Annotated in this window: 21 protein-coding genes; 5 read left to right on the forward strand and 16 right to left on the reverse strand. The window is 68.9% G+C overall.

The annotated features are described in order from the left end of the window. Nucleotides 1-41: 41 nt before the first annotated feature. The 8 genes from AC3WMR_RS29210 to AC3WMR_RS29245 all read right to left on the reverse strand — a co-directional run bounded on the left by AC3WMR_RS29210 (nt 42) and on the right by AC3WMR_RS29245 (nt 8586). Nucleotides 42-1154: a glycosyltransferase family 4 protein gene (locus AC3WMR_RS29210; protein WP_492266597.1), complete on the reverse strand. Its 1113-nt coding sequence runs from the start codon at nt 1152-1154 to the stop codon at nt 42-44. 46 nt (nt 1155-1200) lie between these two features. Continuing rightward, nucleotides 1201-2151 carry a glycosyltransferase family 9 protein gene (locus AC3WMR_RS29215; protein WP_492266598.1) on the reverse strand — a complete coding sequence of 317 codons (951 nt, stop codon included), beginning with the start codon at nt 2149-2151 and terminating at the stop codon, nt 1201-1203. A gap of 149 nt (nt 2152-2300) precedes the next feature. Beyond that, nucleotides 2301-2747: a hypothetical protein gene (locus AC3WMR_RS29220; RefSeq protein WP_492266599.1), complete on the reverse strand. Its 447-nt coding sequence runs from the start codon at nt 2745-2747 to the stop codon at nt 2301-2303. Then, nucleotides 2744-4261 carry an efflux transporter outer membrane subunit gene (locus tag AC3WMR_RS29225; RefSeq protein ID WP_492266600.1) on the reverse strand — a complete coding sequence of 506 codons (1518 nt, stop codon included), beginning with the start codon at nt 4259-4261 and terminating at the stop codon, nt 2744-2746. The genes AC3WMR_RS29220 and AC3WMR_RS29225 overlap by 4 nt, the downstream gene beginning before the upstream one ends. Before the next feature lie 10 nt (nt 4262-4271). After that, nucleotides 4272-5192: an efflux RND transporter periplasmic adaptor subunit gene (locus tag AC3WMR_RS29230; protein WP_492266601.1), complete on the reverse strand. Its 921-nt coding sequence runs from the start codon at nt 5190-5192 to the stop codon at nt 4272-4274. Between the two features lie 14 nt (nt 5193-5206). Next, the gene (locus AC3WMR_RS29235) at nt 5207-5401 is read right to left on the reverse strand and encodes a DUF1656 domain-containing protein (RefSeq protein ID WP_492266602.1); all 195 of its coding nucleotides are present in this window, start codon (nt 5399-5401) and stop codon (nt 5207-5209) included. Then, on the reverse strand, nt 5391-7535 hold the full coding sequence (locus tag AC3WMR_RS29240) for an FUSC family protein (protein ID WP_492266603.1): 2145 nt from the start codon (nt 7533-7535) through the stop codon (nt 5391-5393). Before AC3WMR_RS29240 ends, AC3WMR_RS29235 begins: the two co-directional genes overlap by 11 nt. Nucleotides 7536-7674: 139 nt before the next feature. Next, on the reverse strand, nt 7675-8586 hold the full coding sequence (locus AC3WMR_RS29245; RefSeq protein ID WP_492266604.1) for a LysR family transcriptional regulator: 912 nt from the start codon (nt 8584-8586) through the stop codon (nt 7675-7677). A 152-nt stretch (nt 8587-8738) separates the two neighbouring features. On the opposite strand from AC3WMR_RS29245, the gene AC3WMR_RS29250 reads away from it, so the two are divergent. The 3 genes from AC3WMR_RS29250 to AC3WMR_RS29260 all read left to right on the forward strand — a co-directional run bounded on the left by AC3WMR_RS29250 (nt 8739) and on the right by AC3WMR_RS29260 (nt 11790). Next, nucleotides 8739-9674, forward strand: coding sequence for a hypothetical protein (locus AC3WMR_RS29250; RefSeq protein WP_492266605.1), 936 nt, complete (start codon nt 8739-8741; stop codon nt 9672-9674). Between the two features lie 192 nt (nt 9675-9866). After that, nucleotides 9867-11252, forward strand: coding sequence for an aminotransferase-like domain-containing protein (locus AC3WMR_RS29255; RefSeq protein ID WP_492266606.1), 1386 nt, complete (start codon nt 9867-9869; stop codon nt 11250-11252). A 10-nt stretch (nt 11253-11262) separates the two neighbouring features. Beyond that, entirely contained in the window at nt 11263-11790 is a 528-nt protein-coding gene (locus tag AC3WMR_RS29260; protein WP_183002165.1) for a DedA family protein, read from the forward strand. Between the two features lie 13 nt (nt 11791-11803). Here the strand turns inward: AC3WMR_RS29260 and AC3WMR_RS29265 are convergent, their stop codons facing one another. The 7 genes from AC3WMR_RS29265 to AC3WMR_RS29295 form a co-directional block, all read right to left on the reverse strand. Next, nucleotides 11804-12820, reverse strand: a complete 1017-nt coding sequence (locus AC3WMR_RS29265; RefSeq protein WP_492266607.1) for a porin — start codon at nt 12818-12820, stop codon at nt 11804-11806. A 141-nt stretch (nt 12821-12961) separates the two neighbouring features. Then, nucleotides 12962-14911, reverse strand: a complete 1950-nt coding sequence (locus AC3WMR_RS29270) for a CocE/NonD family hydrolase (protein ID WP_492266608.1) — start codon at nt 14909-14911, stop codon at nt 12962-12964. Continuing rightward, nucleotides 14908-16515: an ABC transporter substrate-binding protein gene (locus AC3WMR_RS29275; protein WP_492266609.1), complete on the reverse strand. Its 1608-nt coding sequence runs from the start codon at nt 16513-16515 to the stop codon at nt 14908-14910. The genes AC3WMR_RS29270 and AC3WMR_RS29275 overlap by 4 nt, the downstream gene beginning before the upstream one ends. Then, the gene (locus AC3WMR_RS29280; protein WP_492266610.1) at nt 16512-17552 is read right to left on the reverse strand and encodes an ABC transporter ATP-binding protein; all 1041 of its coding nucleotides are present in this window, start codon (nt 17550-17552) and stop codon (nt 16512-16514) included. The genes AC3WMR_RS29275 and AC3WMR_RS29280 overlap by 4 nt, the downstream gene beginning before the upstream one ends. Beyond that, nucleotides 17549-18529: an ABC transporter ATP-binding protein gene (locus AC3WMR_RS29285; protein ID WP_492266611.1), complete on the reverse strand. Its 981-nt coding sequence runs from the start codon at nt 18527-18529 to the stop codon at nt 17549-17551. Before AC3WMR_RS29285 ends, AC3WMR_RS29280 begins: the two co-directional genes overlap by 4 nt. Nucleotides 18530-18539: 10 nt before the next feature. Beyond that, nucleotides 18540-19448 carry an ABC transporter permease gene (locus tag AC3WMR_RS29290; protein ID WP_492266612.1) on the reverse strand — a complete coding sequence of 303 codons (909 nt, stop codon included), beginning with the start codon at nt 19446-19448 and terminating at the stop codon, nt 18540-18542. Next, nucleotides 19445-20419, reverse strand: a complete 975-nt coding sequence (locus AC3WMR_RS29295) for an ABC transporter permease (protein ID WP_175192799.1) — start codon at nt 20417-20419, stop codon at nt 19445-19447. Before AC3WMR_RS29295 ends, AC3WMR_RS29290 begins: the two co-directional genes overlap by 4 nt. A gap of 259 nt (nt 20420-20678) precedes the next feature. Here AC3WMR_RS29295 and AC3WMR_RS29300 point away from each other — a divergent pair, with 259 nt between their 5' ends. Then, the gene (locus AC3WMR_RS29300; RefSeq protein ID WP_492266659.1) at nt 20679-21635 is read left to right on the forward strand and encodes a LysR family transcriptional regulator; all 957 of its coding nucleotides are present in this window, start codon (nt 20679-20681) and stop codon (nt 21633-21635) included. Here AC3WMR_RS29300 and AC3WMR_RS29305 read toward each other — a convergent pair. Further along, on the reverse strand, nt 21619-22317 hold the full coding sequence (locus tag AC3WMR_RS29305) for an SDR family NAD(P)-dependent oxidoreductase (protein WP_492266613.1): 699 nt from the start codon (nt 22315-22317) through the stop codon (nt 21619-21621). The two genes, AC3WMR_RS29300 and AC3WMR_RS29305, sit on opposite strands and share 17 nt — an antisense overlap. Before the next feature lie 162 nt (nt 22318-22479). Between AC3WMR_RS29305 and AC3WMR_RS29310 the strand changes: the two genes are divergently transcribed. Next, nucleotides 22480-22905: an organic hydroperoxide resistance protein gene (locus AC3WMR_RS29310; RefSeq protein WP_492266614.1), complete on the forward strand. Its 426-nt coding sequence runs from the start codon at nt 22480-22482 to the stop codon at nt 22903-22905. Nucleotides 22906-22911 lie beyond the last annotated feature (6 nt).

Genomic DNA, 22911 nt, shown 5'->3' on the forward strand with positions numbered 1-22911 from the left:
TCGGCCACATGTTCCGCGCCGCGGGGTTTCTCCAGGCCGTGTCAGTCCGGGCCCAGGGCGCGCTGGTAGGCGTCCAGGGTGTGCTGCATCTGGCTGCCCAGCCGGAAATTGGACTCGGCATGGCTGCGGGCGCGTTCCACCATGGCCGCAGTGCCCATGGGGTCGCGGCGGATTTCCAGGATGCGGTCGGCAAAGCCGGCGACGTCGCCGGCGTCGGCCAGCCAGCCGGTGGCGCCCGGCCGGACGATCTCGGGCAGGCCGCCGATATTGCTGGCCACCACCGGGCAGCGCGCCGCGAAGGATTCCGGCACGATGCGTGACCAGGCTTCGGTGGCCGAAGGCACCAGCACCACGTCGGACGCATGGATCAGGTCGGCCACGTCGTTACGGTGGCCCGCGAACACGACGTGCTCGGCGATACCCAGCTGGACCGCCAAGGCGCGCAGCTGCTGCGCGTAGGGCTCGGTATCGATGGTGGCCATGCCCACGACCAGCGCGGTGGCCGGCACGGCGTGGCGGCGCAGGCGCAGCACCACGCGCAACAGGTCGGTCTGGCGCTTTTCCGGGCGCAACATGCCGATGGTGGACACGACATAGGCGGCGGGATCCAGGTTCAATGCGCGCCGGATGCGTTGGCGCACGCCGTGTTTGTCGACCACGCGAAAGAACGCTTCGCCGGCCCATTCCCCCACCACGCTGATGCGTTCCGGCCGCGCCAGCCGGGCATGCAGCAGCGCATCGCGGCCGGCGTCGCTGGTGGCGATGACGTGATCGCAGCCCAGCTTCCATTCCAGCCGGCGCCGCGGGCAGGTCGGCATGGGCTTGGCGAAATGCCGCGTGCGGACAATGGCGCACAGGTCGCGGCAGAGCGCGGCGGTCTTGCCGTCGGCGCGGCTGTGGCTGTCGATGACGTCGATGTCCATCTGCTTGACGGCGCGGCGCAGCCTCAGCACCGTGGCCGGGGAATAGGGCGAATCGAAATCGATGTCCACCGTGGGAATGTCGCGGCGATAGGCCGCGTCGCGAATGGCGCTGCCGGCCGGGGCCGCGATGACAGTGGCGTGGCCATGGCCATTGAGCCAGGCGGCCTGTTCCAGCGTGCGGAATTCAAGTCCGCCCAGGCTTTTTTCACCAAGCGTGTGCAGGATGCGCATGACGTTCAACAAGAGATGAAAGGTACGCCGCGGCTTGACCCGTCGGTCAAGCCCGAGCGGCCGGCGTGCGTGACAGGGCCTGCGCGCAGGCGTGCAGGACTTCGTCGGGCGTGATGGAGTTGATGCCGTCGCGAGGATGGCGCGGCACCACGTCGACGGCGCCGCGCCGGCGCCAGAACCATTCCGGGTTGGGCTGGTTGAAGATGCCCACGTAGGGCACGCCGGCGGCTTGCGCCACATGCGAGGGGCCGCAGTCGTTGGCGACCACCAGACGCGCGCGCAGCATGATGGCGCTCAGTTCGGGCAGCGTGCGGCAATAAGCCACCTGGATGTCGGGTCGGTGCAGGGCCTCCAGCTGGGCGCGTTCGCGGGCCTCCTGTTGGCCCAACACGAAGGCATAGCGGGTATCCGGCCCCAGCAGCGATTTCAGCCTGTCGGCCAGCCGCAGGTAATGGGCCAGGCTCCAGCGCTTGAACGGCCCCGCGCCGCCGCCCGGGATGAAGACCACGTCCGATCCGAGTTCGGTATGGGGATGCAGCCGGGCCAATTCGGCGAAGCAGCGCCGGGCGGCGTCTTCGGCGTTCAGTGGCCGGTACGCGGCCAGCAGGCGCAGATTGGCCAGGCCGATGTATTCGGCTTCGTCCTTGCGGTGGCAGTGCGTCCACACCAGGTCGCTGAAGCGGGCGTTGCGAAAGCCCAGCCGGATGGCGGGCAGCCGCAGCAGATTGACCAGGCCGAAACGTTCGCTGCTGTGATGCAGGTTGACCGACACCTGGGTCCGGGCGGTCAGGCTGCGAACGTAGTCCAGCAGACTGCGGGCGCGCTGGAATTCGTCGACCCAGGGCAGGCCACGGTAGATGTGCCCGATGTCGTCGCGGGCCACGACCTTGATCCGCCTGCCGGGCCACCAGGCCTTGAGCTGATACAGGGTGGCGAAGGCGACGATCTGGTCGCCCAGCTGGGGCTGGCTTCTGACGTAGACAACGATGTCCGACACGCGCGACCTCTCCGTGGTAGCCGATGCAATGGCTACGCAATCTACGGGAGGGGGCGGCGAAATCTTCCTCGATAAATTTAAAGAATGTGAAGATTCGGCCGGGTCAGATTACAAGAAATATATATGTCCGCTGACGCCGGCCCGGCGCGTCAGCTGAGGTTGTCCCAGCCGGACATATCCTGCGCCCTGACGCGCGGCAGCGGATGGGTCAGGCGGCGGGTCAGCGCCACGGCCTCTTCGAGCGAGGCCACGGCTTCATGGGGAATGCCGAAGGCTTTGGCCGCCAGTTCGCCCTGTTTGCTGGCCGCCGCGCGGCGGGCCTCGTCCGGCTCCACGCTGATCTGCGCTTTGCAGAGCCGGCCCAGCCGTTCCTTGTTGCGCTTGAGCCAGAGGCCGCGGTGCTTGCGGTCTTCGTGCGATTCGGCTGGGTCCAGTTCCACGTAGGCGATGGTGAAGGGCTGGCCGGCGGCGAGCAGCGCCTCCATTTCTGCTTCCCATTGCGGCGCATAGCCATCGAGCGCCTGGGCGGAATCGAACAGGCAGAGGGGATAGCGGCGGACGTCGTGAATGCGGAAAGCGTTGGGCGGAATGGTCATGACGTGGGGCTCCTTTGAGGGGGGACAGAAAGCGGGAAGGGGGATCCGGGGTCGGTCCCGGCATGCGGCGCGGACTCGACGCCGGGGGCGGCCGATGGGGCTTGCCAACCCGCGCCCAGCGCCTTGTACAGGCCGATGGCGTGGCGGGTGCGCGCCAGCTGGCTCAAGGCCAGCGCGTCGCGCGATTGGTAGGTGGCGCGCTGCGCGGTCAGCACGGCCAGATAGCCGGTCAGGCCATTGCGGTACAGGCGGGTGGCCCGCGCCAGGGCGTCCTGGCTGTCGTGGACGGCGGCGGCCAGCGCCTGCTGGCGCGCGTGCTCGGCGTCCAGGCCGGCCAGCGCATCCTCGACTTCCTGGAACGCGCGCCGCACGGTCTGTTCGTAGGCCACGCGCCGGGCTTGCGCCTGGGCCTGGGCCGCGCGCACGCCCGCGGCCGTCCGGCCGCCGTCATAGACGGATTGGCGGGCGGAGACGCCGAGCGACCAGACGATGCTGGCATCGGAGAACAGATCGCGCACCAGGCTGGCGGCGCTGCCCAGGCCCAGCGGGATGATGAAGGTGGGGAACTGTTCGGCCGTCGCCACGCCAATGCCGGCCGTGGCGGCCGCCAGCCGGCGTTCGGCGGCGCGGATATCGGGCCGGTTGCGCACCACCTCCGATGGCAGGCTGGCCGGGAGCGCGGGCGGGATCAGCAGCGCTTGGCCAGGCATGGCCAGCGCGGCTTTCTGTTCGGCAGGGAACCCACCCGTCAATACGCCGATGGCGTGCGTCAGGCGCGCCTGCTCGCCTTGCAATTCCGGCAAGCGGGCCTGGGCCAGTTCGCGCTCGGCGCGGGCCTGCGCCACGTCGGCGGCGGTGCCCAGGCCGTGGCGGAAGGCGCGTGCCGCCAGCTGTTCGGCGGCGGCCAGCGTGGCGGCATTGTCGCGGGCGATGAGGGCGCGTTGCTGGGTGGCGCGCAGGGCGGCATAGTCCGTGGCCAGTTCGGCCAGCAGGCTGGTGCGCAGGGCCTGGCCGTCTTCTTGCACAGCCTGGGTCTCGGCGTCCGCCTGTTCGACCGCGCGGCGGCGGCCGCCGAAGACGTCGATTTCCCAGCTGGCGTCCAGCCCCAGGCGGTAGGCCCGGGACTCGCCGATGCCAGGCGGATACCGCAGCGCGCGGGCCGACCGTGAGGCGGCCGCGTCTGCCGTGGCGCCGAGCTCAGGTCCCAGGCGGCTGGCGACCTGGTCGCGTTCGGCGCGGGCCTGTATCAGCCGCAGCCGGGCGATGTCCAGGTCCTGATTGCGCGCCAGGGTCTGTTGCACCAACTGGTCGAGCAGCGGATCGTTGAAGGCGCGCCACCACGCAGCCAGCGCGTCGGCGTCAGCCGGGGCGGCATCGGGCAGCGCGGCCGACCACGCGGACGGATGCGCCGGGGTTTCGTGGCGGTAGTCGGGGCCGACCGTGGCGCAGGCGCCGAGCGCGGCGGTTGCGGTGGCGATCAGGGCGGCGCGACGGGCAAATCGCAGACGTGTCATGACGCGCCTCCTACATCAACGCGTGCAGCCAGCGGGCCAGGCGGCCCTGGGCCACCGCCTGCTCGCCAGCAAGGCCGACCTCGACGCTGCACGTCATGCCGGCCGCCAGCACGACGCCGTCGGGGATGCCGCCGAGCTCGATGCGCACAGGGATGCGCTGCGCCAGACGCACCCAGCTGAAAGTGGGCTTGACCGAGGGGAGTCCGTGCTCGTCGGGGCCGTCGTTGTCGTCGGCGATGCCGTGCCCGATCGACGCCACGCGGCCGTTCAGCAGCGGCTCGAAACCCATCAGTTTGATCTGCGCCGGCGCGCCAGCGCGGATCTGGCGCAGCTTGGTTTCCTCAAAGTAGCCGGTGACCCAGAAACTGTGGGCGTCCAGGATGGCGATGTCGGGCTTGCCGGCCACCGCGTAATCGCCGTCGCGCAACCGCAAGCGGGTGACGTAGCCGTCCACCGGCGACCGCAACACGCTGCGCGCCAGATCCAATTCGGCCAGGTCCAGCGCGGCTTGCGCGCGCCGCGCCTCGGCCTGGGCGATGAGGACGGCGCGGCTGGAGCGCTGGATGTCTTCCTTCGAGACCAGGTCATCCAGTCCGCTGCGGCGGCGCGCTTCGTCATGCCGCTGGCGCACGGCCTGTTCGGCCGCGGCGACCTGGGCGCGGGCCTGCTCGACCGCCAGCTCGAAACGCCTGGAGTCGATGCGGTACAGCACGTCGCCTCGCTTGACCGGCTGGTTGTCGATGACGGCCACCTCGATCACGGTGCCCGAGACTTCCGGAGCAACGCGGACCACGTGCGCGCTGACGCGGCCGTCGCGGGTCCAGGGCGCCAGCACATAGGCGTTCCAGAGCGCAGCGACCAGGGCCGCGGCGATGGCAAGCGCGGCCAGGGTGAACGCCGCGCGCGAGAGTTTTTTCAAAGTCAGTGACATAAGGAATGTGGGAATCAAAGCAGCAGGATCAACAGGGACACCAGCGCCAGCGATAGGGCGAACTCGAACAGGGCGGGGTGCCAGACCCGCCGCAGCAGCCCGCTGCGCGCCATGGCCGCACGCAGCAGCCAATACAGCGGCACGCTGATGCAGGCATACAGGAAGAAGGGCGGCACATAGATGCCGGCAATGGCGAATTCACTCAGCACGGGGAGCCTCCGAAGCGGGATGGGCGTTGAAGTAGCCGGCCTGGCCCTGGATCAGCGCGTGGATATCGGCGAAGGCGGCCATGGCCTTTTGCACCGCCTGGCGCCGCGCCGGGGCCTGGTCCAGCAGGCGAGCCAGCTGGCGCGCCGCGCGCCGCGCATGCTGGGCGCGCCGCGAGACGGCTGCGCCGCCACGGCCCAGGCGATCCAGGCCCTGTTGCGCCAGGCGCTGGGCCGCGGGCGGCAACTGGCGGCTGGCCAGCAACCGCTGCAGCCGCAGCACTTCGCGCCCGACATGGATGGCCGCCTTGCCCTGCGCCAGCGTGCCGGGCAACGCGGGCTGGTCCTTGAGCAACGCGCCCAGTTGTGCCAGGCGGTGTTGCTGGCGCTGTTGCCAGGCGGCCGCGTCGGGCTGTTTGCCGCGCAGCAAGGCCAGCGCGTCATCGCGCAGCGCGTGGCGCAAGCGGGTAGCGTCGCGCGAGGGATTGCGCGGCAGGATCAACTGGAAGGCCAGCAACGCGAACGCGGTCGCCAGTACCCAGGCCACCGAATAGTTGGCGAAGTCATGCAGCGAGTAGTGCATGGGATTGCCGGCCGCCGTCAGGGTGTTGAACGCGACCAGGTAGGCCAGCCCGGCCAGCGCCGTCCGCGGAGCGCTGGTGGCATAGATGCCGGGCAACCAGAACAGCGCCAGCGCCACCACCAGCAGCGCAAAGCCATCCAGCCGTGGCAGCACGCCGAAAGCGCAGACGTACGCGGCGGGCACGGCCAGCAGCGTGCCCTTGAGGAATTCACGTGCGCCGGCTGGCGGATTGCCCGCGGTGGCCAGCAGCGCGCAGTAGGGCGCCAACACCAGCAGCATCATGTCGCCATGCGTCCAGCCGGTCCACAGCCAGAACAAGCCGGCCAGGACGATGGCAGCCATTGACCGCAGGCCGTTTTGCAGCGCTCCGGCATAGTCGCGGTGAAAGCGCACGGGCGCGCCGCCCGGCGCCGGCCGGGGCCGTGCCAGGGCCGCCAGGCCGTCCAGCGCGGCCAGATAGGCGTCCAGCTGTTCGCGCAGCCGGTCGGCGGTGATGAGCACGGCGGCTTCGTCGCGGGCGTCGTGCAGGCGCAAGTGCGTCAAGGCATCGGCCAGCCGTTGATCCGCCTCGCGCAGCAGATGCGAGGCCCGCGCGGCGTCGCCGTCGTCCAGCGCACGCGCGGCGTCTTCCCAGGCTTGCCGGAGCGGCGCTTGCAGGTCAGCCAGGGCACCAGGGGCGCCGGACGGGCGGTGGGCACGGACATCAGGCTCCGAAGGCTGGCCGGCGCTGGCGTCGTCCCTGGCCAGGGGCGCGGCCCCGCCGACCAGTGCGCCGAACAGCGACGCCATGCCGTTGCGTACCGCTGAAGCGCGCTGGGCCAGGTCTTCGGATTCGGCCTTGCCGGCGGCCAGCAGGTCGTCCAGGGCGTACACGTCGGCGATGACGTGCAGCCGCGTGGGTATCTCGTCGGCCGTGGCGGCGTCCTGCTGGCGGGCGATGGCGTTCGCCACGACCGCCGCCAGGCGCGCGTACTGCGCCTGCAGTCTGGCGCGCAGGCCCCGCGTGCTGAACAGGCTGCTGACCAGGCCGAGGCAGACCACGCCGATCACGACGGTCGATCCCCGTCCCATCACGTGTTCGAACGTGGCCTCGGGATGACCCATGGCGCCGTAGGTGGCCAGGCCGATGGTGTAGCCGGCCACCACGGCGCCGGATCCCCGGAAGTGGCGCAGCAGCGTCATGGCGGCCACGCACAGCCCCAGCCAGATGCCGAAGCCCAGGATGAACAGCAACGGCATCTGCCCGGCCAGCGCCATCAGGACGACGGCAGCCAGCATGCCGACGAGCGTGCCGATGATGCGCCAGGCGCCCTTGCCGATTACCGCGCCCTGGACGGGGTTGATGACCAGCAGCACGGTGGAGGCGGCGGAGTACGGCGATTCCAGTTCCAGCAGATAGGCCACGCCCAGCGCCAGCGCCGCCGCGGCGACGGAGCGGATGAGGTAGGCGGCGCGCGGGGGGATGAAAGCGGCCTGCGATACGGCCGTCAGCATGCGGCCGGCCCATGACGCCGGCCGCGCGTGGCGTTCCGCCGCTGAGGAAGGGGCAGACATGTTCCTATCGCTCCTGAATGCTTGTGACAGGAAAGTCTATGAGGCGTCTGGCCGGGCGGGAAGTCGAAAGCGCGCACGGCTGGCGTGCGCGTGGCACAGGGGTTTTTGCGTTATGTGGCCGCAGAGGCCCGCGCGTGCCTCAAGCGGAATCGCGTGCGTCTTCGGTTAGGCCGCGGATGGTGCGGCGCAGCCATTGATGTGCCGGTTCGTGCTGGAAGCGCGGATGCCAGGCCTGCGTGATCAGCACCGGATCCAGCGCCAGCGGCAGGTCGAACAGTCGCAGCTTCATGCCCATCTGCACCGCCGCGCGCGCCAACTGTTCGGGCAGCGGCAGGATCAGGTCGGACCCGTGCAGCGCCAGCAGCGCGGCGCTGGGCGTGGGCACGATGAGCGTGACTCGGCGATCCAGGCCCTGCGCGGCCAGCGCATCGTCGATGGGGCCTTGCGACTTGCCTCGGCGCGACACGCCGATGTGGCCCCAGCGCGCCACCCGGCGCGCGTTGATCTCGTCCTTGAACAGCGGATGGTCCTGGTTGGCGACGCCGACGATGCGCGTGGTGAACAGCGGCTGCACGCGGATTTCATGGCCCAGCGCACGCGAGGCGCTGATGAACAGATCGACGCGGCCGGAGCGCAACGCTTCGTCGTCCACATCGTCTTCCTCGGGGGTGAAACACAAGGTGGCGCGCGGCATGTCGTTCTGCAGCGCGTCCAGCAGCCGGCCGGCGTAGATGCCGATGAAAAGATCGTGGGCACGCACGTTGAAGCGCGTTTCCAGCTGCTTGAGGTCGGCTTCGGCGCCGGGCGCGAGCACGCCGCTGGCCTGCTCGATGGCGTCACGAATCTGGTCACGCAGTTGCAGGGCGCGCGGCGTCGGCACCAGCGCGCGGCCGGACTGCACGAAGATCGGGTCGCCGGTGGTCTCGCGGATGCGGGCCAGGGTACGGCTCATGGCCGGGGCGCTCAGGTTCATGCGCCGCGCGGCGCCCACCACGCTGCCCTCTTCCAGCAGGGCTTGCAGGGCATACAACAGGTTCAGGTCGGGGCGCATGGGGCGTGTCACGGCGTGGGTGGAACCGTGCAATTATGCAACGCCCGCCGGATTCGACGGCGCCGGTCGGCCGTGCGGCCCACGCACGCCTGACATGCGTTTGCGGTATCGTGGCCGGCCAGTCCAAATCCTTTCCCGCACAAGGCGCCCGCATGGCTCACCCGTTGTCGACCCCCGGCTACCGCAAGCTGCTTGCGTTGCAGCGTCGTATCCACGAATTCACGCTTGACGCCTGCGCCGATGAAGACGTGGACATCACGGCGCCCGATTTGCCGCTGTGGGGCCGGGCGTACCAGTACCTGTCCGTCGCGCCCCTGCTTGGCGGTTTGCAAGTGACGTATTTCGGCGAACTGTGGGAAGAACCCTTTGCCTGGACGCTGGCCTGTCTGGCGGACCAGGAGGTGGCCGATGCGATCGTGGCGCTATCGTTCTTCGGCCCCGACGAAGGCGCCAACGGCACGCGCGAATGGGAGTTCACGCCGCTGCTCGATAGCGCCGTGCGTTTTCCGCTGCTCAAGTCGCTGACCATACGTCCGAGTGGCCAGGCCGATCACAATACCGTGCTGATCCAGCGCGCCGGCACCATCATGGAAGAGGGCGGCGAAATCGCGCGGTTCGCCGCGAAGGCGCCGGGCCTGGTCCAGCTGACCGTGCCCAATGCGCCCGATGCGTCGTTCTTTGCCGTGCCGTTGCCGTATTTGTCGACGCTGCAAGTCGAGAGTGGATTCGATACGCAGGGTTTCATCGACAACCTGGCATCGTCAGGCAATCTGACTGCCTTGCGGTCGCTCGATTTCACGGAATCGACCGAGATGCACTCGACCTGGGCCGACGCGCGCGAGGAGGGCTGCATCACGCCGTTCGCGGCCTACGAGCGGTTGTTGCGCAGCGCCGCGGGAGAGCGGCTGCGGGCGCTGACGCTACGCAATACCTGCCTGAGCCTTGTGCAATTGCAGGCCTTGCAGGCGCTGCGGCCGAAGCTGCAGTTCATGGTGGTGCAATCGCCGCGCGGCGGCTACGTCAGCCATTTTCGTCAGGACGTCTTTCCCTGGCGCCACCTGGTGCAGGCCGACCCCGGCGTGCGCTAGGGGCACGGCACCCGGGCGTCGGCAATGACGCCGCCGATAGGAGGGCGTCGACGCGGCTCGACGGGCGTGACCGCATCGGGACGGCAGCGCAGCCGTACAAGATTTCCGATGTATGGACTTAATACGCGTTCTTCGCCATACTGGACGATTACTGGAACCCATACATTGCGCCGTTTTGTCGCAATATAGTCCATGCCCAACGAAGACATATATGCGTCCTGGCCATTGACGTTCGTGCGGGGCGCGGGCCCGCGCTACCGTCAGATCGCCGATTTCATCGATAGCGCCGTCGCCGGCAACCGCATGCAGCCGGGCGATCGCCTGCCGCCGCAGCGCGGTCTGGCGCAGCACCTGGGCGTGGACCTGACGACGGTGACGCGCGCCTATGCGGAAGCCGGACAACGCGGCCTGATCGAGCCGCGCGGCCCGCTCGGCACCTTCATCGCGCGGCCGGCCGACGAGCCGCTGTTGCAGATGCTGGACCTGGGCATGAACATGCCGCCGCTGCCGCTGGGCTGCGATTTGCAGGACATGCTGCGGCGCGGCCTGGCCAAGGCGATGGAACGCCATGACGTCGGCGTGATGATGACCTACCACCAGGCGGGCGGCGGGCAGGCCGAACGCGAGGCCGGCGCGCAATGGCTGGCCCCGTCGGTGGGCCGGGTGGATCCGGACCGCGTGCTGGTCTGCCCCGGTGCCCAGGCCGCGCTGGCCGCGGTAATGCTGGCCTATAGCCGGCCGGGCGATGGCATCGCGGCCGAACCGCTGGTGTATCCGGGGCTGTTGACGGCGGCCCAGCAGTTGGGCCGCCGCGTGCTGGTCGCCGAAACGGACGCCGACGGCATGACGCCGGCGGGGCTGGAACGCGCCTGCCGCGAAGGCGCCCGCCTGGTCTACCTGAATCCGACGTTGCAGAACCCCACCGCGCACACCATGAGCGCGGCGCGCCGCCGCGATATCCTGCGCTCGGCCGCGGCCTGCGGCGTGCGTATCATCGAGGACGATCCGTATTCCCTGTTCCTGGACGACGCGCCGCCGTCGCTGGCCAGCCTGGCGCCCGCGTCGGTGTTTCACATCGCCACCGTGGCCAAGACCCTGACGCCGGGCCTGCGCACCGCCTTCGTGTTGAGCCCCGACCTGGACGGCCGCCGCAATGTGCTGGCGGCCATGCGCGCGTTCGCGGTGATGGCCGCGCCGCTGATGGGCGTGCTGACTACCCAATGGATCGCCAGCGGCATGGCTCAGCAGATCCTGGACGGCGTGCGCGCCGAGGCGCATGCGCGCCAGCGCCTGGCGCGTCAATTGCTGCCGGGGCCGTTTCCCACCGCGGTTGCGGGCATCCATCTGTGGCAGACGCTGCCGGACCGCTGGACCGCGGCCGACCTGGAGCGCGTGGCGCGCGACGAGGGGCTGAGCGTGACGTCATCCGACGTCTTTCACCAAGGTCCCGGCGCGCCCAACGCCATCCGCATTTCGCTGGGCAGCATCCCGGACCGCCAGGAACTGGGCCAGGCGCTGGAACATCTGGCCGGGCTGGTGCGGCGCCGGCCGCGCGGATTGCGCGATGTGATCGTGTGACGGGACGCGCATGCTGTTCGAGACCTTCCAGGCCATGCAGGACTCGGTGGTGGACTTTGCCAAGACCCACGCGGACTGGCTGGCGCCCATGGGGTTTGCCTTCGCGTTCCTGAAATCGCTGCCGCTGGTGGCCCTGGTGATTCCGGGCACGGCAATCTTGTTGTCCATTGGCGCGATCCTGGGGCTGGGCGATGCCAATTTCGTGGCCGTGTGGCTGGCGATCGCGGTGGGCGCGGCGCTGGGCGATTGGGTGCAGTACGCCGCGGGCGTGTGGTTCGGCCCCAGCCTGATGCGCAGCAAACCGCTGCGCAAGCGCCCCGAGCTGCTGCACCGCAGTACCTTGTTCATCCAGAAATGGGGCGTGCTGAGCATCGTGCTGTGCCGTTTCTTCGGCCCCTTGCGCGCCACGGTGCCGATGATCGCGGGCATCTGCGGCATGCGCGCCGCCGCGTTCCAGGCCGCCAATTGGGCATCGGCGTTTTTGTGGGCGGCGGCGCTGTTGCTGCCCGGCTGGTGGGGAACGCGCGCGTTCCTGTGAGCCGGGCCGGGCATCAGAACTGATGCCGTATCCCCACCGAGGTCTGCAGCGTGTGCGATTCGCGGATGTCCACGCGGTTGACGTAGGCGTACAGGTTGGTGCGCTTGGACAGGTCGTATTCGTAGCCCAGCGCCCAGCCCGTGATGTCCGACCCGGTGGCGCGTTGCACCGAAGCCAGCACCGATGAGGACTTGCCCGTGGGCACGGTGACGCCGGCAATGAACGAATTGACCTTGTCGTAGCCGGCGGACGGGCCCGTGTTGGCGTTGCGCAGGTTGCCGTAGGTGCCGTGCAGCTTGATCCAGTCAAAATCGTACGAGCCGGCCACCTGCAGGTTGCCGGCCGTTGTCTTGTTGGGCTGCTGCGCGTTCGGGTTCAGGCGTTCGTAGGTCAGCGCGGCGGCGACCGGACCGCCGTTGTAGCGCAGGCCGGCGGTCAGCACGCGGTCGTGCGCGTCGGTGGCGAAGGCGTCGTTGTCGTGGGCTTCAAAGCTGTAGCCCACGCCCGCTTGCCAGCCGTTCATGCGCGGCGTGGCATAGAACACCGCGTTGTTGACGCGGCCGCCGGCGCCGAAGTCGCCGTCGTTGTAGGCCAGGCTGGCGTTGTTGGAGGCCTGACCCCAACCGGTGCCGAAGGGCGAGCCGACCCCGGCCCACTCGAAGCCGTAGACCCACTGGCGCCCCAGGCGCACTTCACCGAAGCCGCCAGCCAGGCCCACATAGGCCCAGCGGCCGAACAGGCGGCCCTGCGCCTGCGTGCCGTTGTTGGCGTTGAAACCGCTTTCCAGGCGGAATACGGCCCGGTAGCCGTTGCCCAGCTCTTCGGCGCCACGCAGGCCCCAGCGCGAACCGGATTGGTTGCCGCTTTTCTGGCGCAGGCTGGATTCGCCATCACGGCGCTCGTAGGTCGTGCCCAGGTCGACCAGGCCGTACAGCGTCACGCTGCTGGTCTCGGCGGCCTGCGCCGGGCTCATGCAGCTCAGGGCCAGGGCGGCGCCCAGGCTGCGGCGGTGACGAATGATTCTTTTCATGGTTGAGATCCCCTCGGTTGGCGTTGCGTTGGACAAAAGAAGCCCCGGCCGCCGGCGCGGCGCGCCGGCGGCGGAGGGTGGAACATCGGATGGCTGGGCCGGCGCCCAGGCGAGGCCGGCGTGACTGACGCGGGCGCTAGCTCATTGCGTCAACGGGCCGCGGTGCGCGCCGGTGGCGCCGGGCGCGGGCAATGGCGTCAGGTCCTGCGGCGAAGCCACGCACAGCGTGACGTGGGACGGATGGGCCGCCGACACGTGCACCGTGTTCAGCGCGATGCGCTTTTCGCGGGCGTCGGCGGCGGATTCGCCGCTGTTCGGGTTGACGTCGTACTTCGGAAAGTTGCTGCTGGAGATATCCAGGCGGATGCGGTGGCCTCGTTTGAACAGATTGCAGGTGGCAAAGGGTTCGATCATGATTTCGTAAACCTTGCCGGGGGTCAACGCATTGGCCTCATTCCAGGACGCATGGAAGCGGCAACGGAAGATGCCGTCGGTCAGGTTCAACGCGTAGCCCTGCGGATAGTCCGCGCTGGGCGGGTACACATCGACAAGCTTGGCGGTGAAGTCCGTGTCGGGGCAGTCGGACGAGATGTGCAGCGTGACCGTGACCGGGCCCACCACGGCCAGGTCCGCGTCCAGCGGCGCGGTCTGAAATACCACCACGTCGTCGCGCGAAGCCAGCGGCAGGCCGGGCTGGCGCACGCCAAAGAAACGCGCGTCTTCACGCTGGTCGAAGCCGCCGCCTTCGAACACCGGCTGGCCGGACGTGAGCGCGCCGCCGATGGTGGGCACCGGATTGCGGGGATCGTATTGATAGCTGATGCGGGCGTCGGCCGAGACGGGGGCCTGCGCATCCAGGCGGCCATCGGCATGCAGGTAGTAGGCCGTGGGGCGGGCCTCGCGCAGCGGCCAGGCATCGGCCTGGATCCAGGAACCGCCATGGTCGAACCGGTCTTGCGCCACGCGCGCGCCGCTGCCGCCACCCATCAGGAACAGCCGCGCCACCGGATCCGGCGCGGCGCCCTGTTGCGCCTGCGGCGCCGGCGCATCCTGCAGCCAGCGCTGGAACCACGCCAGCCGGAAGCCGAGCCAGTCGCCGGCCAGATTGCCGTCGAACGCCGCGCGCGGGCCGAAGTCGGCGTCGCCGCTGTGGGTCGTGTTGCGGTCGCCGTGCAGCCACGGCCCCATGATCAGGCGCACGGGCGACTGGCGGCCCCGCGTCAGGCCGTCGTAGTTCTCCATGGTGGTGCGCACGTAGGCGTCGTACCAGCTGGACATCAGCGCCACGGGGATGTCGGGAATGGCGTCGTAGTAGCCCTGGGCGTAGATGCCCAGTTGCCGCCAGGACGCGTCGAAGGTATCGGCCCGCCACTGCTCGAACAGGTAGTCTTCGTACTCCGGCACACTGGCCAGGGGAGAATGCCCGGGCCGCCACGGCATGCGGGTGAACCACTGGCGGATGTCCTCGGCTTCCAGCGCCGCGAGCACCAGCGGGTCCTGCTGCGCGGCGGGGCTGAGCTTGGCCTGCTTGTAGGCCCACGTGGCCTGCTTCAATTCAAACGCGCCCGATTGGCGGATGCCGCATTGGTAGCCGTTGGAAAAGCCGCCCGAGTCCAGCACCATGCAGGCCAGGCCCGGCGGATTCAGGCACGCCAGCGCCATCTGGGTGTGCGCGGCATACGACAGGCCCATGGTGCCGATGCGGCCGTTGCACCACGGCTGCTGCATGATCCAGGCCAGGGTGTCGAAGCCGTCCGGCCCTTCGGACAGGTACTTGGTGAACTGGCCTTCGGACCCATAGCGGCCACGGCAATCCTGGAACACCACGGCAAAGCCATGGGCGACGAAATGGCGCGCGACTTCCGGGCGCGGCACGCCCAGGCGCGCGCCGATCTGCTCGGATCGCGACACCTCGGCCTTGCCATAGGGCGTGCGCTCCAGGATCACGGGCAGCGGCGCGTCGATGCCGGGCCGGTAGCCGGCGGGCAGGTGCACGTCGGTGGCCAGGTGGATGCCGTCGCGCATGCGCACCCGCTGGTCCTGCAGCAAGGCGGCGGGCGGCGGGCAGTGGGGGGCGTCGGGGGCGGTCATTTTGTTTCCTGTATGTACGGCATTGAAGTGCGTTCGAGCTTGTTGGCGCGGATGGCCGTGCCATCGCGGGCGGCCCAGAAGGCCACGGGGAAATACAGCGGCACGATGCCGACGTCGTTGAAGGCGGCCTCGGCGGCCTGGCGCAGCAGGGCGTTGCGCTTGCCAGCGTCGAATTCCACCGCGGCCTGCGCCAGCAGGCGGTCCACGGCGGGATTGGAATAGCGTGCCCGGTTGAAGGCGCCGGTGCCCGCGGCCTTGTCGTAGGTGGCCAGCACGTTGGTCAGGCCGTTGGACGAGTCGCCGGTGCTGTTGCCGTACGAGAAGATGAAGGCGCTGTATTGCTGTTTGCCGCTGGCGCCGGCATAGACGTTGTAGGGCTGGGTCACCACGCCGTTGATGCGCAGGCCGGCGCGCGCCATCATCTGCGCCAGCGCCTGGGCCAGGTCGCTGTCGCCGGCGAAGCGGTCGTTGGACGAATGCAGCGTCAGGCCAAAGCCCTTGGGGTAGCCGGCCTGGGCCAGCAGGGCGCGCGCGCCGTCCAGGTCGTACGCGGGCGCGGGCAGGTTGGGGCTGTAGCCGCCCAGGCCTTCGGGCACCATCTGCCCGGCCGGCACGCCCGCGCCGCTCAGAAGCCGCTCGGTGATCGGGCCGCGCATGAACATCTTGGAGATTGCCTGGCGCACGCGCACGTCCTTGAGCGGATTGACGCTCATGGGCTTGCCCTGCGCGTCGGTGACGAAGGGGCTGGCGTCGCGCGCCGAGTCCAGCGCCAGGTAGATCAGGCGCGCCGACGGCGAGCTGTAGAGCGTGTAGCCGGGTTTGTTCCTGAGGTTCCTGGCATCCGTGGGCGGCACGCTGTCGATCAGGTCGACCGAGCCGGACAGCAGCGCCGAAATGCGCGCCGCGTCGTTGGCAATGTAGCGGATCAGCACGCGGTCGAAGTCGGGCCGGCGGCCCCAGTAGGCATCGTTGCGTTCCAGTTCCAGGCTGTCGCCCGGCTGCCAGCGCTTGAACTTGTAGGGGCCGGTGCCGATGGCGGCCACGCCGCTGTTGAAGTCTTCCGACCGCTTGCCCTGGGCCGCATGGCGCGACAGGATGTAGACCAGGCCGATCTGCTCCATCAGGTCCGGCGTGGGTTCCTTGGTGCGGATGCGCAGGGTCAGGGCGTCAATGACCTGGACGGCGGCGATCGAGCGCACCGCGCCAGTGAAGGGCGCCGGGCTGTTGGGCACCTTGGGCGCGCGGTCCAGCGAGAACACCACGTCGTCGGCGGTGAACGGCGTGCCGTCATGGAAGCGCACGCCGGGGCGCAGCCGGATTTCCCAGGTATCGGGGGCCAGGACCTGCCAGGACAGCGCCAGGCCGGGCTGGGTCTGCATGTTCTCGTCGGTGGACACCAGCCGCTCGAAGACGTTCTCGGCGGCGGCCTGGTTGTTGCCGGTGCGCGAGAACAGCGGGTCCATGGACGAGGGTTCGCTGGAATGGCCGATGGTCAGCAGCGGGCGCGCCGTGGCGGGCGTGGCGCACAGCAGCGCCGCCAGCGTCAGCGACAGGGTCAGCGCCAAGGCCGGCAGGCCGCGCATGGAGGGGCGGGGGAAGGTCATGAAACGCGGATTCCTTGTTGCGATGCGGACGCATTCGGCCGGGCGTCCAACAGGTGGCAAGCGGCCTGGTGGCCGTCGGCCGTGGCCTGCAATCGCGGCGCGTCGGTCTTGCAGCGGGCCATGGCCTGCGGACAGCGCGGATGGAAATGGCAGCCGGACGGCGGATGCAGCGGCGACGGGATCTCGCCCTGGATGGCATGAAAGCGCCGCTTGCGGTTCGACAGACGCGGCACTTCGTTCAGCAGCGCCTGGGTGTAGGGATGGCGCGGGGCCTGGAAGACGTCTGCCGTGGGGCCGGATTCGACTACCCGGCCCAGGTACATGATCACGGTGCGGTCGCTGATGCGCCGCACCACCCCCAGGTCATGGCTGATGAACAGGTAGGTCAGGCCCAGGTCCTGGCGCAGGTCCATGAAGAGGTTCAGGATCTGCGCCTGGATCGACACGTCCAGCGCCGCGATCGATTCGTCGCAGATCAGGAACTGCGGCTTGACGGCCAGCGCCCGGCCGATGCCCACGCGCTGGCGCTGGCCGCCCGAGAACTGGTGCGGAAAGCGGTTGCGGTAGTCGGGGTCCAGGCCCACGCGGCGCATCACCTGCACCACGTAATCGTCGTAGTCGCGGCGCGCGATGATGCCGTTGGCCAAGGGGGCTTCGCCGATGATGTCGCGCACCCGCTTGCGCGGATTGAGCGAGGACATCGGGTCCTGGAAGATCATCTGCGTGGCCATGCGTTGCGCATGCGCGGCCTGGCCGGTCAGCGTGGACAGTTCGCCGGCCGGCGTCTGGATGGTGCCGGACGTGGCGGGCAGAATGCCGGCCAGCACGCGGCCCAGCGTGGACTTGCCACAGCCGGACTCGCCCACCAGCCCCACGACTTCGCCCTGGTGGATGGTCAGGTCGATCTTGTCCACCGCGTGCACGGTCTGCGTGCCGACCTTGGCGCCCAGCAAGCCGGCCAGGCGTTCGGCGTAGTCGGGCCGCTTGACGAACAGGCGCGACACCTGGTTGGCCTGCATCAGGATCGGCGGGTTCACGAGAAGGCTCCTGTCTGGGGGTGAAAGCATCGGTGGCTGCGGTTGCCCGTGACATCGATGGCCGGCTGTTCGATGCGGCAGCGGTCGGATGCATGGCCGCAGCGCGGGTTGAAGGCGCAGCCGGGCGGCAACGCCAGCGGCGACGGCGCCATGCCGGGAATCTGGTACAGCCGGTCGCCCGTGTGTTCGTTGCTGGGCACCGAACCGATCAGGCCGATGGTGTACGGGTGGCGGGGGCGATCCAGGATGTCGTCGGTGGGGCCGGATTCGACGACTCGCCCGGCATACATCACGCAGACGCGGTCGGCCAGCCCGGCCACCACGGCCAGGTCGTGGCTGACCCAGACCATGGCGGTGCCGGTTTCGGCGCACAGCTTCTGCATTTCGGCCAGGATCTGCGCCTGGATGGTGACGTCCAGCGCGGTGGTGGGTTCGTCGGCGATGATCAGGTCGGGTTTGTGCAGCATGGCAATCGCAATGGCCACGCGCTGGCGCATGCCGCCGGACAACTGGTGCGGATAGGCCTTCAGCCGTTCGTCGGGCGACGGGATGCCCACTGCCGCCAGCGTGTCGCGGGCGCGAGCCCAGGCCGCCTTGCGGCTGCAGCGTTCGTGCGTTTGCACCGTTTCGACCATCTGGGTCTCGATGCGGAACACCGGGTTCAGCGTCATCATCGGGTCCTGGAACACCATGGCGATGCGGTTGCCGCGCAACTGGCGCAATTCTTCGCGCGACAGCGTCGCCAGGTCGGTACCCTTGAACAGGATCTGGCCGCCGTCGATACGTCCCGGCGGGTCGATCAGACCCAGGATGGAAAAGCCGGTGATGGACTTGCCCGAGCCGGACTCGCCGACCAGGCCCAGGATTTCGCCGGGATGCACGTCGAAGCTGACGTCGTCCACCGCCCGCACCAGGCCGGCGCGGGTATGGAACCAGGTGCGCAGGTTGCGCACGGAAAGGGTGGGGGTGCTTGTCATGGCGCGAGTCCTATTTCTGCAGGCGCGGATTGAGCGCCTCGCGGACACGGTCGCCCACGATGTTCATGGTGAAGACCACGGTCAGCAACAGCACGCCGGGGAACACGCTGATCCAGTACAGGCCGGCCAGCATCTGCTGGTAGCCGTTGGCGATCAGCAGGCCCAGCGACGGCTCGGTGACCGGCAGCCCGATGCCCAGGAAACTGAGCGTGGCCTCGGCGGCGATGGCGTTGGCGGTCTGGATCATGGCGATGACGATGACCGGCGGTATGCAGTTGGGCAGCAGCTGGCTGAACAGCGCGCGGCGGTGGCTCAGGCCCAGGCACAGGGCGGCTTCCATGTATTCCTTGCGCCGCTCGACCACGGCGGTGGCGCGCACGGCGCGGGCGAAGTAGGCCCACTGCACCACCACCAGCGCCAGGATCACCTTGTCCACGCCCTGGCCCAATATGGCCAGCATCATCAGCGCCACGAGAATGGTGGGAAAGCCCAGCATCAGGTCCACCAGCCGCATGATCAGCGCGTCGATGCGGCCGCCGAAGTACGCGGCCACCAGCCCCAGCACCGTGCCCACGGCCATGGCGAACAGGCCGCTCAGCACGCCCACGCTGAGGCTGGTGCGCAGGCCATACATCATGGCCGACAGCATGTCGCGGCCCTGGGCATCGGTGCCGGCCCAGTAGACATCGCCATAGATGCCGTGGCTGCCGGGCGGCATGCGGCCGTCCAGAATGGTGATGGCGGCCAGGTCATAGGGGTTCTGCGGCGCGATCCATGGCGCCAGCAGCGCGGCCAGCACCAGCAGCAGGAACACGACCGCGGCGATCGTGGCGGGGCGGCTGTCCAGCACGCCGTGCAGCGCCTGGCCCAGCGTGGTGTCGCGGCTGGGCAGCCAGGTCCGGGAAACGGAGGCGGTCATTGCGAGGCTCCCACGCGGACACGGGGATCCAGGATGGAATAGAGGATGTCGACCAGCAGGTTGAGCACGATGAACATCGTGACGACGATCAACAGGTAGGCCACCACCACCGGGCGGTCCAGCTTCATGATGCTGTCGATGATGAGCTTGCCCACGCCGGGCCACGCGAAGATGGTTTCGGTGACGGTGGCAAAGGCAATCAGCGAACCGAATTCCATGCCCACCACGGTGACGATGGGGATCAGGATGTTCTTGAGCACGTGCATGCCGATCACGCGGGATTCGCGCAGGCCCTTGGCACGCGCGAATTTCACGTAGTCCAGCGGCATGGTTTCGCGCACGCCGCTGCGGGTCAGGCGCACGATCAGCGCGATCTTGAACAGCGCCAGGTTCAGCGCCGGCAGGATCAGGTGGCGGATGCCGTCCCACGAGGCCAGGCTGGTGCGCATGCCCAGGAATTCGCCGGTGGGGCCGCGCCCGGTGGAAGGCAGCCAGCCCAGCGTGACCGAGAAGATCAGCACCAGCATGATGCCCTGCCAGAAGTTGGGCAGGCTGAAGCCCAGGATCGACCCGGTCATGATGCCGCGGTCCAGCGCCGAATCGGGCTTCAGGCCCGCCACCAGCCCCAGGGGCAGGCCGATGGCCAGCGCCAGCAGCAGCGCCACGCAGGCCAGTTCCAGCGTGGCCGGCAGGCGTTGCAGGATCAGCTGGATGGCGGGCTGGTTGAAGACGAACGAGTTGCCCAGGTCGCCATGCAGCGCGTTGGCGACGAACTTCAGGTACTGCTGGTACAGCGGCAGGTCCAGGCCCAGCGACTGCACGGCCTGCGCGATTTCGGCGGGCGTGGCGTCGGCGGGCACCAGGATTTCAATGGGGTCGCCGATGGCGTAGACACCGGCGAACACGATCAGCGACGTGATGGCCAGGATCACCACGCTTTGGCACAACCGGCGGATGATGAAGGCGGTCATGATGTGCCGTGGCGACAGGAATCGGGGAAGGGGGCGGCGCGCATCGGGGGCTCCTTGCCGGAAAAATCGGCGATATCGCGTATTGATTACGGATTCATGAATGGCGAGAATCCTTGATGGGCGGAATGTTCGATCCATCCCGCCGCGCTGGCAACCGTATGCCAAGCCGGCATGCGGCTATGTGATTTACGAGAAATTTGGTGTTAACCCTAGGCCGCGCGCACTGCGGGCGGCCGCAATGCGGACCGTGCACGACAGCATGAACTTCAAGCAGCTAGAGGCATTTCTGGCCTTCATGACCACGGGCTCGACGATCGAGGCGGCCCAGCGGCTGGGCGCGTCCCAGCCCGCCGTCAGCCGTCTTCTGAGCCAGTTCGAAGCCGACCTGGGGTTGCCGCTGTTCGTGCGGCGCAAGGGGCGCCTGCATCCCACAGCCGAAGCCGATTCGCTGCTGCCCGATGTGCAGAACATGATCTCGGATGCCGAGTCGCTGCACCGCCACGTCAACCAGCTGAGGCTGGGCGGGCAGCGGCGCACGCTGATCCGGGTGCAGCTGCCCAGTACGGTGGCGCAGTCGGTCATGCCATCGGTGGCCGACGCGTTTCTGGCCGATCATCCCGAGGTGGCGCTGGAAGTGCTGGTGGGCACCTATGAAGCCAGCGAGGTCGCGGTGCTGGGCCGCGAGGCCGACCTGGCGCTGGTGCGTTCGCCGCCCGTCAATTCGGGCCTGTCGATGATCTTGCGGCTGGCCACCGAAGCCGTCTGCGTGATGCCGCCGGGCCACGCGTTGCGGGCGCTGGACGCAGTCACGTCGGCTGACCTGATCGGCGTCGACCTGGTACTGCTGGGCCGCCAGCGTTCGCTGCGCCAGCAGATCGACCAGGCGTTTCGCGCCGGGCGCATGATGCCGCAGATCAAGGCTGAGGTGCACTCGGTGGAAATGGCCTGCCGGCTGGCCGCGCAGGGCGTGGGGGTGTCGATCGTGAACGGCCTGTTTGCCGGCCTGTGCCTGGACATGGGCATCGAGCGCCGGCCGTTTCGCCCACGCATCGATTACTACGTGGGCATGGCCACGCTGGCCGGGCAGCCGCCGCATGCACTGGTGCCGGAATTGGCCGCGCGCATTCTCGCTGCGATGACGCAGCGCGCCGGGCCTGGCGCTTTCTCGGTGGTGCCGCCCGAGCCGGGCGACGCGCCGCTTACGGCATCAGCTTGAGCAGCGCGGCAATCAACGCCCAGCGCCGCGTGACATAGACGCGCCGCTTGCGCAGCCGGATGGCGTGGGCGATCTGTTTGGCGGCCTTTTCAGGTGACGCCACCCAGAACAGGCCGCTGCCTTGCGCCATGGCGGTGGCCACGAACCCGGGGCGCACGTCGGTCACCGCGATCGGCAGCCTCAAGTGCCTGACCTTCTGCCGCAGCCCGTCCAGGTAGTTCGACACGAACGCCTTGGAGGCGTTGTAGGCCGGTGCGGCGCCGCTGCCGCGCAGCGCCGCCACCGACGAAATGCCCACCAGGTGCCCCTTGCGGTGCAGGATAAAATGCCGCAGCGCGATGTTGGCCATGGCCGCGAAGCCGTGCACGTTGATGCCGATGGTGTCTGACTCTTTGTCCCAGTCCAGGTCCGTGTTCAAAAAGCCCACGCCCGCGCTGATGATGCACAGGTCCAGGCCTTCCATGCGGGCGATCAGGTCGCGCAGCGCGGCCATGGCGTCGGCGTCGCGGGCCACGTCCAGCACCTGGGTGTGCACAGTCGTGCCTGGCAGTTCCGCGCGCAGGCTGTCCAGCAGTTCGCCGCGGCGGCCCGTGAGGCCCAGGGCGTAGCCTTCGTTGGCCAGTTGTCTGGCCAGGGCGCGGCCGATGCCGGAGGTGGCGCCGATGATGATCGCTCGTTTCATGCGTGGGGTCGGTGGGACGGCAACAGGGGGGGGCGCCGATACAGTACGACGCAAACTCCGCAGGGTGCGGACACATGCAGGATACAGCGGCTTGTTGGAATGCAGGCTCTCAGTTTGCACGACGCCGTGCCTTTCCCCTGCATGTCCCACAAGGAGCCCATCATGGCCAAACCGCTGGAAACCGTTCTGTACACCGCCCGCACCCACACCACCGGCGGGCGCGATGGCGCCGGCCGCACCGACGACGGCGCGCTGACGCTGCCGCTCAGCCCGCCGGGCTCGGGCCGCCCGGGCACCAACCCCGAGCAATTGTTCGGCATCGGCTATTCGGCCTGCTTCATCGGCGCCATGCAATTGGCCGGCGCCAAGCTGGGCATCCCCGTGCCGCGCGAGGTAGCCGTGGATGCCGAGGTGTCGCTGGGCAAGACCGATGGCGGCGCGGCCTACGCGCTGGGCGTCAACCTGCACATCTCGTTGCCGGGCCTGTCTGCCGAGCAGCAGCGCCAGCTGGTGGAAACGGCGCATCAGACCTGCCCGTATTCGGGCGCCATCCGCGGCAATATCGACGTGGAATTCTCGATCGCCTGATCGAAG

This window comes from Achromobacter sp. FW305-C-28, from assembly GCF_058783235.1.